Source organism: Myxococcus sp. AM011, assembly GCF_013372595.1.
Classification (GTDB): Bacteria; Myxococcota; Myxococcia; order Myxococcales; family Myxococcaceae; genus Myxococcus; species Myxococcus eversor.
On the sequence record NZ_JABXEM010000119.1, the window covers coordinates 1 to 16,950 of the forward strand.

Below are 16,950 nucleotides of genomic sequence, written 5' to 3' on the forward strand. Positions count from 1 at the left end.
GTGGGAGCCGGAGACGTCCGACCCCGCCTCCGAGGCCCCGCCCGCGCCGACTCCCGCCGAGGCCCAGGACGTGCCGCTCGACGAGGAGTCCGACGTGCACAGCCAGGTGGCGTCGTTCGCAATCACCAAGCTGCGCGACTCGCCGGCCGTGGTGACGTCGATGACGGGGGAGGAGATTCGCAACTCGGGCGCTCGGGACTTGATGGACCTGCTGCTCCAGGTGCCGGGCTTCTTCTTCGGCGTGGACACCCAGGGCGCCGTCGGTCCGGGGTTCCGCGGGCTGTGGGGCTACGAGGGCAAGGTGCTGCTCGTCGTCGACGGCAAGGAGCTCAACGAGCAGCTCTACTCGACGATGCAGCTGGGCAACGAGCTGCCCGTGGAGCTCATCGAGCGCATCGAAGTCGTGCGCGGCCCCGGCTCGGTCATCTACGGCGGCAACGCGGAGCTGGCCGTCATCAACGTCATCACCCGGGGCGTGCAGGGCAGCACCGACTTGATGGTGTCCGGCACCTACGGGCAGTTGGAGAAGGTCAACGGCCGGCGGAGCCTGACGCTGTCGGGCCGCAAGGTGTTCGAGTCCGCGCCGGGCCTGAGCGTCTTCGCCTCCGCGTCGCTCGGACAGGGCCAGCGCAGCGACGCCCAGTTCCAGGACTTCTTCGGCAACACCGCGGACATGGGCGGCAACACGAAGCTCAACCCGACGACGGTGCAGGCGGGCGTGGGCTACCGGGACCTCCAGCTGAGCGTGCTGTACCAGCGCTTCGCGACATCGGCCATCGTCGCCTTCGACGAGGTGCTGGACTCGCCCTCGTCCTCCGACTTCGAGTCGTTCCACGCGGAGCTGAGCAACCGCTTCCGTCCCAGCGAGCGGGTGGAAATCATCCCCCGCTTCAACCTGACGCTCTCCGAGCCGTTCCGCGACGCGGACCAGGCCTCCGAGTTCTATTACGAGAAGCAGGTGATGCGGCTGCGCGGCCGGACGATGGCGCGTTGGGCGGCGCTGGACTTCCTGCAGCTCACCGGCGGCGTGGACGTGGCGTCGGACCAGGGCAAGCTCAAGGGCCCCGCGGACGTGGGCCTCCAGACGGCCTTCGGCGAGGACGGCGCCATCAGCGTCTCGTACCTCAACGTCGCGGGCTTCGTGGAGGCCTTCTCGGAGAACCCCTTCGTCACCGTCGTCGCTGGCGCGCGGTATGAGAACCACAGCGACTTCGGCAGCTCGTTCGTCCCCCGGCTGGTGCTCCTGCGCGGCTTCGGCCCGTTCAGCGCCAAGGCGCTCTTCAGCCGCGCGTTCCGCGCCCCGGGCATCGAGAACATCAGCCTGGGCGCGGACGTGAAGCCCGAGCGCACCACCGTGTACGAGCTGGAGGGCACGCTGCGCTTCGGCGACGGCCACGCGCTGAGCGCCAACGCCTTCGACGTGGGCGTGTCGGACCCCATCATCTACTCGTACGACGCGGTGACGAACGAGGAGGCGTACCGGAACCTGGGACGCCTGGGCAGCCGGGGCGTCGAGCTGGACTACCACGTCAAGGGGAGCTGGGGCCGCGCGGCGCTCAGCTACTCGTTCTACGCGCCGTCGGGCCGCAACGACGTGGCGGACTACCAGGTGCCCGGACACTCCAACACATTCACCGGCATGCCCACGCACAAGGCCTCGCTGTCGGGCAGCCTGAAGGTGCAGCCGTGGCTGTCCGTGAATCCCACGGCGGTGCTCGTGGGGCGGCGCTTCGCGGTGGACGTGCCAGACGACGAGGGCAACGCGGCGGTGGAGGAGTTGCCCACGCAGCTCTTGCTCAACCTCTACGTGCGCGCGGAGAACGTGGGCACGAAGGGGCTGGAGGTGGGCGCGGGCATCTACAACCTGCTCGGCACCAACTTCCGCATCGCCCAGCCCTATAACGGCGGCCACGCGCCCATGCCCGTGTTCTCGCGCGAGTTCCTCGTGAAGCTCAGCTACCTGTTCGACCCGGGCTTGAGCGAGCTGTAGAAGTCGCGACCATGAGCACGCGCGGCGACAGAAGAGGCCCCCGACTGATTGCCGGCGAGCCGCTGAGCGAGGAGGGCAGCCCCTATGAAACCTCCCTCGGGGGCTGGTTCCGCCAACGCGGGTCCGGCGCCCCCGTGCTGCTCACCGTGGAGCACCGACTGGGACCCCCGCCCCTGCTCCCACCGGCGCCCGGCACGTTCCCGATGGGAGGCCCGGTGCCGCAACCCCTTCCGGACTCGCGGGACGAGGACGGCGTCGTGGACCGCCGTGCCGAGGGACGCTGGCTCCGCCACGTCACCACCGACACGCGGGTCGCACAGGTGGTGGCCACGGGAGCATGGAGGTGGAACCCCCCGGGCCTGCTCGACGCCTGCATCGCGGCGCCCGTGGACCCGGAGGAGCGCGGCACGGACGAGTACCCGCCCGTGCCCTGGGTGCCCCGGGTGGCGGCGCCTCGCGTGGGGAGCTCCGTGGTGAAGTACTCCTACCGGGGAGGACTGCGGCAAGGCCGCATCATCTCCGTGAGCGAGAACGACGGACGCGAGGTGCTCGTCACGGCCACGGATGACCGGCCCTTCTCGGTGGCGGGTGAGGAGGGCGCGCTCCTCATCGACCTGGAGGCCCGCGCCGCCGTCGCGCTGTACGTGGGCGACGTCCATATGCGCGGCGTGAATGAACGACAGTGGGCCGTGCTGTGGAGCGCGCGCCCCCTGCCGCTCCTGATGGACGCCTTCCAGTTGGCACCGTTCTGAGCCTCCGCCCGCTCGCGTCAGGGGTGCCGCTCCAGGACGATGTCCCGCCTCGCGAGCCACACGCCCTCGGCCGTGCGTGACAGCTTCACGATGCCGCTGCCGCCTCGAAACTCCTGCCGCGCGCGGTACTCCGGCGTCACGCCGAACTCTCCGTCGAACACGACGTCATCGACGTAGTACGGAGGTCGCCCCGGCTCGCCGATGAACAGGTGCACGTGCGCTGGCAGGGTGTCGTTCGGATAGGGCGCGGGCTTGATGGTGTCGAACGCATAGACGCCGTCCCCACCTGTCCTGGCCCACCCTCGCAACCGGCCGTGGCGACGACTCCACTCAGACTCCTGCGTACCGTTCGCATACAGCCCGGCCGCGTTGGTGTGATGCGCGTAGATGACGACCTCCGCGACGGGCTCGCGTGACTCGGCGCTCAACACGCACCCCGTCAGCGTCATCCGCTCTCCCGGCTCCGCGCCGCTGGCCAACTGGACGAAGGGCGCCAGGCGCTCCGGACCCCGCTCGGCGACCGCCTCACAGCCCTCGCAGGTGTAGAGCCGCGCTCTGACGCGGGGCGCTACCGGGACAGCCTCGGCCGGGGCCGCGCAGGTGCAGGCCTGCACGCCCGCGGCGCAGGCCCCCAATCCCAGCAGGACGGAACGTCGACTCAACACGCTCATGAAGACGAGCAACAGGTGACCCGTGCCCGGATTCCGGTTGCGCCAGGTCCAGCTGAAACTTTCCAAGGCGGGGGCCCCAGGATATGGTGGCCCCCGTCGTCGTCATTCCGCTCGGAGCCGGACGTGAGCCGCACCCCGTCCAGCGCCCCTCCAGGATGACCCGGCGCCCCCCCGCTCCCGACTTAGTTCGCCGTCCGAACAAAGTTTCCAGCCCGCCTCCAGCCCTCCTTCACCGGCTCGCGCGCCTATCCCTCTCACCGCGCCAACGCCGCGTTGCGTCAGGCATTGGGAGGGGTCCGCCCTCGGCGCCATGTCTGGTTTGGCGTCAAGGGCCTGTCACGCGGCGGCTTGCATTCCAACCAACGTCGCTGGTACTTTCTTCGGCACTCGAACGAATGAAGCACGCGTTCGTGGCGGAGTGACGGTGGGCCCCGGGGGTGTTGGCGGATGGGCACGGCGTGAGTCACCTCACTCTCCTCTGAAGCACAGCGCCTTTCATGACGCATCGCACCACGCGAGCGCTGGCTCGTTGCGTCGACTGGTTTCTTCGCAGTGCGAACGAAGTTTTCCAGCAGGGAGGGGAAGCCCATGCAACACAAGCGTTTCGCCTGGACGTGTGCCGCGGCGGGGTTGCTCGCCGCGATGAGTCTGCTCGGAGCCTGTGACCCGGAGGACGACGGGGACAAGCAACCCGCCGCGCAGGATGACGCGGGGACGAAGCCCGACTCCGGCACGCCGGATGCGGGGCCTGTCGACTCGGGCACGCCGGACTCTGGAGTACCGGACGCGGGAGTACCCGACTCGGGGACGCCGGACGCGGGCGAGCCGCCCCCGGACGCGGGCATTCCGGACGCGGGGCCCCCGCCGGTGACGCTGCCAGTGGCCGTGGATACCCACTGGGCGCCGAGCGGGTACATGGGCGACGGCTCGTCGGGCGGAATCGCCACCGTCGCCGAGTGCGCCGCGACGCGGCCGGGCACGGGCAAGGGCAACTGCCACAAGTTCACCTATACGGCGGGTGGCAACGGCTGGGGCGGCGTGTGGTGGCAGTACCCCGAGAACAACTGGGGTGACCTGCCCGGCTTCGACGTGCCCGCGGGCGCGACCGTCCTGGCCTTCCATGCGTGGGGTGCCACCGGCGGCGAGGTCGTCAAGTTCCTGGTGGGGCTGAGCTCCGCGGTCGACGGCTTCAGCCTCGATACCGGAGACCAGACGCTCACGGCGGAGCCAAAGGAGTACACAATCGACGTCAGCCGCGTCCGATACGGGAAGGTGGTGGGTGGCTTCGGCTGGGTAGCGGGGGGCAAGCCGACCCCGGTCGTCTTCTACATCGACGACATCCAGTGGAGATGACACCCACCGCGCCTTCCGCGCGGCGGAATGGAGCGTAAGGGGACGATGAAAGTGGGAACGGCGGCACTGACGGTCGACGCGGCGGGCATGCGGGCGCAGAACAGCAGCCTGCTGCTCAACATGATCTGGCGCGAGCGCCAGATTTCCCGGGCGGAGATTGCCCGGAGGACGGAGCTGAGTCCGTCCACCGTGTCGGCCATCGTCGCGGACCTGGAGCACTCGGGGCTGGTGCGCAGCATTGGCGCCGGCGTCTCCCGAGGCGGCCGTCGCCCCACCCTCATCGGCTTCCGCGACGACGCCTTCAGCATCATCGGCGTGGAGATGGGCGCCACCCACGTCACCGTGGTGCTCACCGACTTGAGAGGTCGCGTGCGCACCCACCGCACGGCCTCGCAGCAGGTTCGCAATGACCCGGAGGGCACGCTGAAGACGGTGCGGACATTGGTGCAGGAGTGCCTGGACGCCGAGCGCGTGCCCCGGCGCTCCGTGGTGGGCCTGGGCGTGGCCGCGCCCAGCCCCGTGCACCCGTCCTCGCCCGGGAAGATGTCTCCGCTCATCCTGCCCGCGTGGCGCGGCTACGACGTGCGAGAGGCCTTGAGCACGACGTTCGATTTGCCGGTGTTCGTGGACAACGACGCGAACCTGGGCGCGCTGTCGGAGTGCTACTGGGGCGCGGGCATCGGTGGCGAGGACCTGACGTACATCAAGCTGGCCACGGGCATCGGCTCCGGCCACATCATCCACGGCGACGTGTACCGCGGCGCCGGAGGCACGGCCGGAGAGATTGGCCACATCGCCGTCGACTCGGCGGGCCCGCCGTGCCTGTGCGGCCTGCGCGGCTGCCTCGTCACCCTCATCGGCTCCGGAGCGCTGGTGGAGCGCGCGCGGGAGCTGATGGGCACCAAGGGCCGCAAGGCGCCCACGGTGCGGGAGATTGTCGAAGGCGCGCGCGCGGGAGACCCGGCGGCGCGGCAGATCATCGACGGGCTGGGCCAGTACCTGGGCGTCGCCGTGGCGGGCCTGCTCAACCTGCTCAACCCCGCCATCGTCGTGCTCGGCGGCGAAATCTCCTCGGTGGGAGACCTCTTGTTGGACCCGTTGCGGGCGTCGGTGCGCAAGCGCGCGCTGTCCACGTCCATGGCGGAGACGCGCATCGTCACCTCCGCGCTGGGCGACAAGTCCATCGCGGTGGGCGCGGCCACACTCGTGCTCCAGGCGGCCCTCCGGGACCGCACGTTGTTTCCCCTCCAACACGTCGGAAAATCCGCATGACGCCCAGCCGACTCCTTCCGTGGTTCGCGCTCCTGGGAAGCCTGGCCTGTGACCCGGCCCGCTCAGGACGAACCGACCCGCCTCCCACCACGCAGCAACCGGAGCGTCAGGATTGGCGCCTGGTGTGGCAGGACGAGTTCGACGGACCGGCGGGAGCGCTGCCCTCCGCGGAACGGTGGGGCGCGGACGTCGGAGGAGACGGCTGGGGCAATGGCCAGTACGAGCACAACACCGCTCGGGCGGAGAACGCGTCGCTGGACGGCGAGGGCCGGCTGGTCATCACCGCGCGGCGCGAGCGCTACCAGGGCAACGACTACACCTCCGCGCGCTACACCACGCGCGGCAAGTTCGAGCGGACGTACGGGCGCTTCGAGGCGCGCATCCAGCTCCCCACGGGCAAGGGCATCTGGCCGGCGTTCTGGATGCTGGGCGCGAACTTCAACCAGGTGGGTTGGCCCACGTGCGGTGAAATCGACATCATGGAGCACCGGGGCCAACTGCCCGCCATCGTCCGGGGCTCGCTGCACGGTCCGGGCTACTCCGGCGGAGAGAACATCGGCCAGGAGCACGTCGTCGCCGGCGGCAGGCTCTACGAGGACTTCCACATCTTCGCGGTGGAGTGGGACCCGGACCGCATCCGCTGGTTCGTGGACGACATCGCCTTCATGGAGGTGACGCCCAGGGACCTGCCGGGCAACGCCCGCTGGGTGTTCGACCATCCGCACTTCCTCATCCTCAACGTCGCGGTGGGTGGCGGCTTCGTGGGTCCGGTGGACGGCACCACGCAGTTCCCCCAGCAGATGCGGGTGGACTACGTGCGAGCCTACACGAGGGTGGAATGAGGCCCGCGGGCCTCATCGCCTCCACCCTCTTCCTGCTCCTGTGCGCGGCGTGCTCGAACGAGCCACGCCCGCGTCCGCCCGGAACGCTGTTCGTCTCCGTGGAGCAGCAGAGCGCGTGGGTGCGCAACTTCAACCCGCTCTTCCCGGGCGCGGGCTCGCGTTGGCCCACGCGCGCGGGCATCTACGAGTGCCTGGAGCTGTACACGCCGTCCAAGGGTGACTACCAGCCGTGGCTGGCCCTGGGGCACGCGTGGTCCGAGGACCGCCGCACCCTGCGCTTCACGCTGCGCGAGGGCGTGCGCTGGTCCGACGGCAAGGCCTTCACCGCCGAGGACGTGGCCTACACCTTCCAGCTCCTGCGCAAGCACGCGGCCCTGGACGCGGGCGGCGTGTGGCGCTTCCTGTCGGATGTGCGCGCCGAGGGGCCTCACACGGTCGCCTTCCAGTTCTCGCGCACCTTCATCCCGGGCCTTGGTGATTTGGCCGCGCAGCCCATCGTCCCGCGCCACATCTGGGAGCTCGTCGCGGACCCGGTGACCTTCACGAACCCGAGCCCCGTGGCCACCGGGCCCTTCACGCAAGTCAGTGTCTTCCGCAACCAGGTGTACGAACTGAGCCGCAATCCGTACTACTGGCAGCCGGGAAAGCCCGCCGTCCGGGCGCTGCGCTTCCTGGCCTTCCCCACCAATGACCAGGCGAACCTGGCGCTGGTGGAGGGCGAGGTGGACTGGGCGGGCAACTTCGTCCCCGCGGTGGACCGCACCTTCGTCGCCAAGGACCCGAAGCACCACGCGCGCTGGTTCCCGCTCTTCGGCAGCACCGTCTTCCTCTACCCCAACACCACCCAGCCCCCGCTGAACGACGTGCGCGTGCGCAAGGCGCTGAGCATGGCGTTGGACCGCGAGCGGCTGGTCGAAATCGCCATGTATGGCTACACGCGGCCGGCGGACGCCACGGGGCTCAATGACGCGTACACGGGCTGGCGGGACGCGGACGTCGCGGACGACGCGTGGGTGCGCCACGACGCGAAGGAGGCCGCGCGGCTCCTGGACGAGGCGGGGCTCACCCGGGGGCCCGACGGGCTGCGACGCCAGGCGGACGGCAGCCCGCTGACGCTGGACATCGAGGTGGTGGGCGGCTGGTCGGACTGGGTGCGCGCGGGCCAGGTCGTCGCGCGTGACTTGCGCAAGCTCGGCCTCCAGGCGCAGCTGCGCACGTACGAGTTCAGCGCGTGGCAGGCGCGGCTCCAGAAGGGGGAGTTCCAGATGGCCATCTCCTGGTCGCTGGACGGGCCCACGCCGTACACCTTCTACAAGTGGATGCTGTCCTCCGCGACGGTGCGCCCGGTGGGCGAGGTGGCACCCGCCAACTGGCAGCGCTACGGCGACAAGGAGACGGACGCGCTCTTGGAGCGCTTCGAAGTCACCGACTCGCGCGAGGAGCAGCAGGCGCTGATGGCGCAGGTGCAGCGGCGCTTCTCCGAGACGGCGCCGGCCATTCCGCTGTTCCCGAACCCGTCCTGGGGCGAGTCCAACTCCAAGCGCTTCACGGGCTTTCCCACCGAGGCGAATCCCTACGCCCGGCTTTCGCCCCACGCCGAGCCCGACAGCCTGCTGGTGCTGACGGCGCTCGCCCCGAGGGAGGCGCCCTGACCATGCGCTACGTGCTCCGCAGGCTCGGCTTCTACCTGCTCGCCGCGTGGGCCTCGCTGACGATGAACTTCGTCATCCCGAGGCTCGCGCCGGGAGACCCGGCCACGGCGATGTTCGCCCGCTTCGAGGGCCGCATCTCCCCCGAGGCGCTCGTCGCGCTGAAGACGGCGTTCGGCTTCACGGACGCGCCGTGGCACGTGCAGTACTTCACGTACCTGAAGCACCTGGTGACCGGCGACATGGGCCTGTCGTACGCGTACTACCCCTCGCCCGTGACGGAGGTCATCGGCACGGGCCTCTTGTGGACGCTGGGGCTGGCCGGGTGCGCGGTCATCATCAGCTTCGCGGTGGGGACGATGCTGGGCGTGCTGGCCGCGTGGAACCGGGGCGGCTGGCTGGACTCCGCGCTCGCGCCCGCGCTCGCCTTCCTGGGGGCCTTCCCCTACTTCTGGCTGGCCATGCTGGCCCTGTACCTCTTCGGCTTCGGGCTGGGCTGGTTCCCGCTGCGGCACGCGTACTCGCACGACGTGGAGCCCGGGGCGACGCTCACCTTCATCGCGGACGTGGGACGGCACGCGGTGCTGCCGGCGACGTCCATCGTCGTGGCCACGCTCGGCGGGTGGATGCTGAGCATGCGCAACACCATGGTGGCGGTGCTGGGCACGGACACGCTGCGGCTGGCGCACGCCAAGGGCCTGCCGCCGCGTCAGGTGATGCTGCGCTATGCGGCGCGCAACGCGCTGCTGCCCAACGTCACGGGCTTCGGCATGGCGCTGGGCTTCGTGCTGAGCGGCTCGCTGCTGACGGAAATCGTCTTCTCGTATCCGGGCACCGGCTACCTGCTCATCCTCGCGGTGCGCAACCAGGACTACCCGCTGATGCAGGGGCTCTTCCTGGTCATCACGCTGGCGGTGCTCGCCGCGAACTTCGCCGTGGACCTGCTCTGCCTCTGGCTGGACCCGAGGACCCGCGCCCATGCGTGAGACCCTTCGACGCCTGCTCCGCCAGCGCAAGGCGGCCGTGGGAGGCACCCTCCTCCTGGGCTTCCTCCTCGTCGCGCTGGTGGGCCCGTGGTTCGTGATGGACCCGACGGAGCTGATGGGCCAGCCCCACCAGCCGCCCTCGAGTGCCCACTGGTTCGGCACCACGGGCCAGGGCCAGGACGTGCTCGCGCAGACGGTGGTGGGCGCGCGAGAGACGCTGGCCATCGGCTTCGCGGTGGGCGCGCTCGTCACGCTGGTGGGCGCGCTGGTGGGCATCACCGCCGGCTACCTGGGCCGCCGCGTGGATGACGCGCTGACACTCACCACCAACATCTTCCTGGTCATCCCGGGCCTGCCCCTGGCCATCGTCCTGGGCGCCTACCTGCCCTCCGGCCCCTTCCGCATGGTGGTGGTGCTCACCTTCGCGGGCTGGGCCTGGAACGCGCGCGTCTTCCGCGCGGAGGCGCTGGCGCTGCGAGGCCGGGACTTCGTCGCGGCGGCCGTGGTCGCCGGAGAGAGCCACGCGCGCATCATCACCCGCGAGCTGTTGCCCAACATGGCGTCGCTGGTGGCCTCTTCGTTCATTGGAAACACGCTGTACGCCGTGGGCGCGCAGGTGGGCCTGGAGTTCCTGGGCCTGGGCGACGTGGGCGCGGTGACGTGGGGCACCAACCTCTACTGGGCCGGCAACGACGCGGCGCTGCTGACGCGCTCCTGGTGGATTTTCGTCCCCACGGGCATCTGCATCGCGCTGGTGGGCTTCTCGCTCACGCTGCTCAGCTCCGCCATCGACGAGCTGACCAACCCCTCGCTGCGCGCGCCTCCGAAGGCGCCCAAGGCCGCGGTGGTGCATGCCGTCGCCACTCCAGCGCAGGAAGCCACCGCGCCCGGCGCGCTGTTGAGCGTGCGCGAGCTGAGCATCGAATACATGACGCAGGCAGGGCCCTCCCGCGTGGTGGACCAGGTGTCCCTGGACATCGCCCCGGGCGAGGTGTTCGGCCTGGCGGGCGAGTCCGGCAGCGGCAAGTCCACGCTGGGCTACGCGCTGTTGCGCCTGTTGCCCTCGTCAGCAGCCATCACCCAGGGACGCATCCTCTTCGAGGGAACGGACGTCACCGCGTTGTCGCCGGAGGCGCTGCGCGCCTTCCGGTGGAGCCGTGTGTCCATGGTGTTCCAGAGCGCGATGAGCGCGCTCAATCCGGTGCTCACGCTGGGTGAGCAGTTCCACGACACGCTCGCCGCCCACGGGGGTGGCTCGCGCGCGTCCTCGTATGCGCGGGGCCGCGAGCTGTTGGCCATGGTGGGCCTGAAGCCCGAGCTGGTGAACGCGTGGCCGCACCAGCTCTCCGGCGGCATGCGGCAGCGCGTGGGCATCGCCCTGGCGTTGGCGCTGGAGCCCCGGCTGGTGGTGATGGACGAGCCCACCACCGCGCTCGACGTGGTGGTGCAGAAGGAGCTGCTCCAGCGCGTGCTGGAGTTGAAGTCGCGGCTGGGCTTCGCGGTCCTCTTCATCACCCATGACTTGCCGCTGCTGCTCGCGCTGTCGGACCGCGTGGGCATCCTCCAGGCCGGCAAGCTGGTGGAGGTGGACACCGCGCAGCGGCTGCGCACGGACGCCCGTCACCCGTACACGCGCCTGTTGCTGTCGTCCTTCCCGCATCTGGGGGCCACCGACACGCAGGCGCCCACGCCCGATGTGCTGGAGCAGGCCGCCAGCGCGCTGAAGGCTCCGCTCGCCGCACTGCCTGGAGGTCGTCGATGAGCCCTCCCCTGCTGGAAGCCGCGCGGCTGAACCGGAGCTTCCCCGTGGGAGGCTTCCTGTCCCACGCGCGCCGCAAGGTGCTGACGGACGTGTCCTTCTCGCTGGAGCGCGGAGAAATCCTCGCGCTCGTCGGTGAGTCCGGCAGCGGCAAGTCCACGCTGGCCCGCCTCCTGGCGCGGCTGGACACGCCAGACTCGGGCGACATCCTCCTCAGCGGAGAGAACGTGCTCGCCCGCGAGGGCGGCTCCGCGTCGCTGGCCTACCGGGGCCGCGTGCAGATGGTGTTCCAGGACCCGTTCGCCTCGCTCAACCCCGTGCACACGGTGGCCTATCACCTGGAGCGCTCACTGGTGCGCCACGGGCGGGCGCGCGGCGTGGAGCTGACGCGGAAGGTGCACGCGCTGCTGGAGTCGGTGGGCCTGACGCCCGCGGAGCAACTGGCGAAGCGCTATCCGCACGAGCTGTCCGGTGGCCAGCGGCAGCGCGTGGCCGTGGCGCGGGCGCTGGCGGTGGAGCCCGACGTCATCATCGCGGACGAGCCCACCTCCATGCTGGACGTGTCCACGCGCCGGGGTGTGCTCCAACTGCTCAAGGGCCTGACGCGCGAGCGCGGCATCGGCATCCTCTTCATCACCCATGATTTGGCGAGCGCCCGTCACCTGGCGGACCGGGTGCTGGTGCTCTATGCGGGCTCCGTCGTGGAGACGGGCCGCACCAGCGACGTGCTCCAGGCGCCTCGGCATCCGTACACGCGGCTGCTGTTGTCCGCGGTGCCGGATGGCGCGGACTTCCTGCGCACGCCCCTCCCCGCGCGCGTGGCGACCACGCCGCCTCCGCCTCTGGGGTGTGCCTTCGCGCCCCGCTGTCCTCACGCCGACGTGCGGTGCCACGAGGCGCTTCCTCCCTTTCACCTTCCGGCGGCGGAGCACCACGTCCGCTGCCATCTCGAGTCCTCGAAAGGAGTCCCTGACGATGCGGCAGTTTCCTCATGACTTCGTGTGGGGTGTGGCCACCTCCTCGTACCAGATTGAAGGGGCCACCGACGCCGACGGGCGCGGTGAGTCCATCTGGGACAGGTTCGCCGCCACGCCCGGTAAAATCGCCGACGGAACCAACGGCAACGTCGCCTGCGACCACTACCACCGCTGGCGCGAGGACGTGGAGCTGATGCGCTGGATGGGGTTGAAGGCGTATCGCTTCTCCATCGCCTGGCCGCGCGTGCTCCCCGTCGGGCGCGGCAAGGTGAACACCGCCGGACTCGACTTCTACTCGCGGCTGGTCGACGGACTGCTGGAGGTGGGAATCGAGCCCGCCGTCACGCTGTACCACTGGGATTTGCCGCAGGCGCTCCAGGACAAGGGCGGCTGGGCCTCGCGCGACACGGTGAGCGCGTTCGTCGAGTACGCGGACGTGGTGAGCCAGAAGCTCGGGGACCGCGTGTCGAAGTGGATTACGCACAACGAGCCCTGGTGCATCAGCATCCTGGGCTACGCCAACGGCGAGCATGCGCCCGGCATCAAGGACTGGGGCCAGGCGCTGGCCACGGCCCACCACGTGCTGCTGTCGCACGGGCAGGCCGTGCCCGTCATCCGCTCCAACGTGCCCAAGGCGGAGGTCGGCATCACCCTCAACCTGGTGCCCGCGGAGCCCGCGTCGCCCAGCAAGGAGGACCACGACGCGTGCCGCTCCTTCGACGGCGGCTTCAACCGCTGGTACCTGGACCCGCTCTACGGCAAGGGCTACCCGCGCGACGTGATTGACGACCATGTCGCCGAGGGGCGACTGAAGTCGGACACGCTGCCCTTCGTGCGGCAGGGCGACCTGGCGGACATCGCCGTCCCCATCGACTTCCTGGGGGTCAACTACTACAACCGCGGCGTCATCCGCAGCGACCGCATCCCCGAGGCGCAGAACGCGCCTCGCACCGTCCACGTCAGCTCCGAGAAGACGGAGATGGACTGGGAGGTGTCGCCCCACGGCCTCACGCAGCTGCTCGTGCGGCTGCACCAGGACTACAAGCCGGGCCACCTCTACGTCACGGAGAACGGGGCCGCCTACGGCACCGCGCCGGACCCGGATGGCCGCGTGAGGGACGCCAAGCGCGTGCACTACCTGCGCTCGCACCTGGAGGCCTCGCTGGAGGCCATCAACCAGGGCGTGCCGCTCAAGGGCTACTTCGCGTGGTCGCTGTTGGACAACTTCGAGTGGGCCTACGGCTATCAGAAGCGCTTCGGCATGGTGTACGTGGATTACGCCACGCAGAAGCGCATCCCCAAGGACAGCGCGCATCTGTACCGCGCCGTGGTGGCCCAGAACGGGCTGGATGTGGAGCTGGCCGCGTGAGAGCCCTGGTCCTCGCACCCCTCCTCGCGGTGGCGCTATATCAGGCCCCCGTCCATGCCGGGCAGGACGCGCAGCCCGTCCAGCCCGGCGGTGCCCAACCGCAAACGGCGCCGGTGGAGTCGACGCCGCCCGCCGCCACTCCCCCGGGTGGCGCGCCTCCCGCCGCCACCACGACGACGCCCTCGGGTCCTCCCAGTCCGACGCCGTCTCCCGCCCCGCAGCCCCTCACCCTCCAGCCCGTGGACGTCAAGCCGGGCGCGGAGCAGGCCACCGTCGTCAAGATTCAGCACGACGAGCGCGGCTTCAAGTTGAAGGTGGACGGCCGCGACTTCCTGTTGCGCGGCATGAACTGGGGCTACACGCCCATTGGAGAGAACTACCGCTACTCGCTCTGGAACCAGCCCGACGACTTCGTGCGCGCGGTGCTGGCGCGGGAGATGACGCTCTTGCGCGACATGGGCGTCAACTCCATCCGCCAGTTCGACGACATCCCCCCGCGCTGGGTGGAGTTCATCTTCAAGAACTACGGCATCACCACCGTGGTGAACCCGTTGATGGGCCGCTACGGCGCCACCGTCAACAACGCCTTCGTGCCGAACATCGACTACTCCAACGCCGCGCACCGCAAGGCGCTGCTCGAGGAGCTGGCGAAGAAGGTGGAGGTCTACCGGGGCGTTCCGGGCGTGCTGATGTGGCTGCTCGGCAACGAGAACAACTACGGCCTGCACTGGACGAGCTACGAAATCGAGGCGCTGCCGGGCCAGGAGGACGCCGCGCGCGCGGTGCACCTCTACACGCTGATGGGCGAGGCGGCGCGGACCATCAAAGCCCGCGACGTCAACCACCCGGTGGCCCTGGCCAACGGCGACCTCCAGTACATCGACCTCATCGCCAAGCACGGCACCGACATCGACATCTTCGGCGCCAACGTCTACCGCGGCCCCAGCGTCCGGGACTTGTTCGAAGAGGTGCTGCGCAAGACGGACAAGCCGGTGCTCTTCTCGGAGTTCGGCGCGGATGCGTTCAACGCGCGGGACGGCCGTGAGGACCACCTGTCCCAGGCCGAGTACCTGCGCCAGCAGTGGGAGGAAATCTATACGCAGACCTACGGCCAGGGCCGCGTGGGCAACGCGCTGGGCGGCTTCGTGTTCCAGTGGGTGGACGGCTGGTGGAAGATGGGCCAGGAGGCCAACCTCTCCATTCACGACACGACGGCGTCGTGGCCCAACGGTGGCTACGCGGCGGACTTCGTGCCCGGCCAGAACAACATGAACGAGGAGTGGTTCGGCATCTGCGCCCTGGGCCAGCCGGACGACGCGGGCATCTCCCGCATCCAGCCGCGCACGGCCTACTATATGTTGCAGGCGGCCTTCCGCCTGGACCCGTACGCGGCGGACACGGACCTGGACCGCATCCACGCGCACTTCTCCGCGCTGCGGCCCTCCGACATGTCGAAGAGCTACGAGTCCTCCATCGCCCTGGCGAAGACGGAGGAGCTCAGCATGGTGCGCGTGTCCAACCTGCGCCTGGTCATGGACAGCTCGCTGTCGCGCGGGAGCATCGCCACGACGCGGCCCAACCTGACGTCGGCGGACCACACGGAGTCCATCTTCTTCGACCTGGCGGTCCAGCCGGCGACGGGGGTGTACGGCCGCGCGTCGTTCAACGTGGTGGGCAACGTGGCCACCAACCGCCTCAACAACCTCTTCTACGAGAACCGGGGCACCACGCCGACGCCGACGGCGCCGACGACGGGCTCGCCGACACCGGGCGTCGCCCAGCCGGGTGTGTCCGCCTTCGACCGCTTCGCGCTGTACCAGGCGGAGTTCAAGCTGGACCGCGCGGACTTCGCGCTGGAGGGCTACTACCGCGTCGGCCACTACCACTGGGGCGAGGAGGGCGACTTCTTCGGCCTGTATCGCGAGGCCAACTACGGGCCGAACATCGACATCTACCACGGCAACGCGCCCTTCGGCGTGGTGCTCAGCGGCAAGCGCTCCTTCGAGGGCTTCAAGCTGGCGGTGGGTCCGGAGCTGTACTGGGGCGCCAACCCGTCCATCGTCGCCAAGTACCGCAAGGGCTTCGGGGACATGGCGCTGACGCTGGTGCACCAGGAGGACATCGCCCGGGGCGCCACGCAGCAGACGGCCTCCGTCATCCGCGAGCGCGTGGCGCGTCGCACCGCGCTCACCTTCGAATGGAACAAGGGTCCGCTCGCGCTCGACATCGGCGGCATCCTGGCGGCGCCCCAACGTATTGGTGAGGAGTTCACCTGGACGCGCGAGTCGAAGGGTGGCGCGAGCTATATGGGCACGGGCCAGGAGGTGCTGCGCGACGAGGTGCAGTTCCTCGACACGCTCGGCGCGAAGGCGCGGGCCACGTATGACCTGGGCGGCGTGCGGCTGTATGCCCAGGGCTCGTTCCGCGGGCTGGTGGCGGACGGCGGCCCCGAGCCGAGCATCGTCCTGACGGGCTGGAGCCTGCGGGAGAGCGGACGCGGCAACCACTTCGGCGCGCAGGCGGGCGCGGCGTTCCAGTTGGGCACCATCGAGGTGGCGCCGAACGTGCTGTACCAGAAGCCCCTCATCGGACCGAACCCGAACATCCCCGACACGTTCGACCAGGACTCGGGCACGTACTTCCCGGCGGTGCGCGCGCGCAACGTGTTGCAGGACGCCTTCACCGTCCTCGACAACCGCGAGACGCTCGGCGCGGAGCTGCTCATCACCTTCGACCCGACGCCGGGGACGTGGTTCTGGGCGTGGGACCGGGAGATGCGCGAGGACGCGCCCTTCGCCGCGGGCCTGGACCTGGTGTACCGCCGCCAGCCGACGTCGCGAGACGCGAGCATCGCCATCCTCGCGGACGGCAGCGCGGTGGCCTTCGCCGGGGCGCCGCCGGCGCGCGACGAGTGGGAGACGACGCTGCGCATGGTGGGCAACCCGTCACAGCGGCTGAAGCTGTACGGCACGGCCTTCGTGGGCAGCGTGCAGTCCGGAGGCGAGGACGCGCGGCAGGTGCGCCGCTTCGGCCTGGACGCCAACGTGCTGTACGACACGCTGCTGCTCGCCACGCAGTTGCGGTTCAACGACTGGGGTCCGTACGACTACCACCGCGTGTTCAACCTCACGTATCCGGTGCAGTTGGGCGGAGACGTGTCCTACGGGCTCAAGCGGCCGGTGCTGGGCGCGGTGTCCACGCGCTTCGGCCTGCGAGGGTTGGTGCGCATGTTGGATGAGTACTCGGAGGGCATGAGCACGATGGCCATCGCCGAGGGACTCAAGGGCCGCGAATACGAGGTGGGTGCGTATGCAATCCTTTCGCTCTGAG

12 protein-coding genes are annotated in these 16,950 nt (G+C 69.8%); 11 read left to right on the forward strand and 1 reads right to left on the reverse strand.

What is annotated here, in order from left to right:
• Both HUW62_RS23970 and HUW62_RS23975 read left to right on the forward strand, forming a co-directional pair.
• Positions 1–1,990: TonB-dependent siderophore receptor (locus HUW62_RS23970; protein ID WP_176435732.1), on the forward strand; the 1,990-nt coding region annotated here is incomplete at its 5' end.
• Between the two features lie 11 nt (positions 1,991–2,001).
• Positions 2,002–2,742: a hypothetical protein gene (locus tag HUW62_RS23975; RefSeq protein WP_176435733.1), complete on the forward strand. Its 741-nt coding sequence runs from the start codon at positions 2,002–2,004 to the stop codon at positions 2,740–2,742.
• Positions 2,743–2,759: 17 nt separating this feature from the next.
• On the opposite strand, the gene HUW62_RS23980 is transcribed toward HUW62_RS23975, so the two are convergent.
• Positions 2,760–3,479 carry an intradiol ring-cleavage dioxygenase gene (locus tag HUW62_RS23980; RefSeq protein ID WP_176435734.1) on the reverse strand — a complete coding sequence of 240 codons (720 nt, stop codon included), beginning with the start codon at positions 3,477–3,479 and terminating at the stop codon, positions 2,760–2,762.
• A 522-nt stretch (positions 3,480–4,001) separates the two neighbouring features.
• Between HUW62_RS23980 and HUW62_RS23985 the strand changes: the two genes are divergently transcribed.
• Genes HUW62_RS23985 through HUW62_RS24025 form a run of 9 tightly spaced genes read left to right on the forward strand, consistent with a single transcriptional unit; the run spans position 4,002 to position 16,949 of the window.
• On the forward strand, positions 4,002–4,766 hold the full coding sequence (locus HUW62_RS23985) for a hypothetical protein (protein WP_163863943.1): 765 nt from the start codon (positions 4,002–4,004) through the stop codon (positions 4,764–4,766).
• A 45-nt stretch (positions 4,767–4,811) separates the two neighbouring features.
• Positions 4,812–6,038: an ROK family transcriptional regulator gene (locus tag HUW62_RS23990; RefSeq protein ID WP_163863944.1), complete on the forward strand. Its 1,227-nt coding sequence runs from the start codon at positions 4,812–4,814 to the stop codon at positions 6,036–6,038.
• Positions 6,035–6,880, forward strand: a complete 846-nt coding sequence (locus HUW62_RS23995) for a family 16 glycosylhydrolase (RefSeq protein ID WP_163863945.1) — start codon at positions 6,035–6,037, stop codon at positions 6,878–6,880. Before HUW62_RS23990 ends, HUW62_RS23995 begins: the two co-directional genes overlap by 4 nt.
• A complete protein-coding gene (locus HUW62_RS24000; protein ID WP_163863946.1) occupies positions 6,877–8,532 on the forward strand; it encodes an ABC transporter substrate-binding protein in 1,656 nt (551 codons plus the stop codon). Before HUW62_RS23995 ends, HUW62_RS24000 begins: the two co-directional genes overlap by 4 nt.
• A gap of 2 nt (positions 8,533–8,534) precedes the next feature.
• A complete protein-coding gene (locus HUW62_RS24005; RefSeq protein WP_163863947.1) occupies positions 8,535–9,515 on the forward strand; it encodes an ABC transporter permease in 981 nt (326 codons plus the stop codon).
• Positions 9,508–11,277, forward strand: a complete 1,770-nt coding sequence (locus HUW62_RS24010) for a dipeptide/oligopeptide/nickel ABC transporter permease/ATP-binding protein (RefSeq protein ID WP_176435735.1) — start codon at positions 9,508–9,510, stop codon at positions 11,275–11,277. The genes HUW62_RS24005 and HUW62_RS24010 overlap by 8 nt, the downstream gene beginning before the upstream one ends.
• A complete protein-coding gene (locus HUW62_RS24015) occupies positions 11,274–12,269 on the forward strand; it encodes an ABC transporter ATP-binding protein (protein ID WP_163863949.1) in 996 nt (331 codons plus the stop codon). The genes HUW62_RS24010 and HUW62_RS24015 overlap by 4 nt, the downstream gene beginning before the upstream one ends.
• Positions 12,250–13,620: a GH1 family beta-glucosidase gene (locus HUW62_RS24020; protein WP_163863950.1), complete on the forward strand. Its 1,371-nt coding sequence runs from the start codon at positions 12,250–12,252 to the stop codon at positions 13,618–13,620. The genes HUW62_RS24015 and HUW62_RS24020 overlap by 20 nt, the downstream gene beginning before the upstream one ends.
• On the forward strand, positions 13,617–16,949 hold the full coding sequence (locus tag HUW62_RS24025; protein ID WP_368670468.1) for a glycoside hydrolase family 2 TIM barrel-domain containing protein: 3,333 nt from the start codon (positions 13,617–13,619) through the stop codon (positions 16,947–16,949). Before HUW62_RS24020 ends, HUW62_RS24025 begins: the two co-directional genes overlap by 4 nt.
• Position 16,950 lies beyond the last annotated feature (1 nt).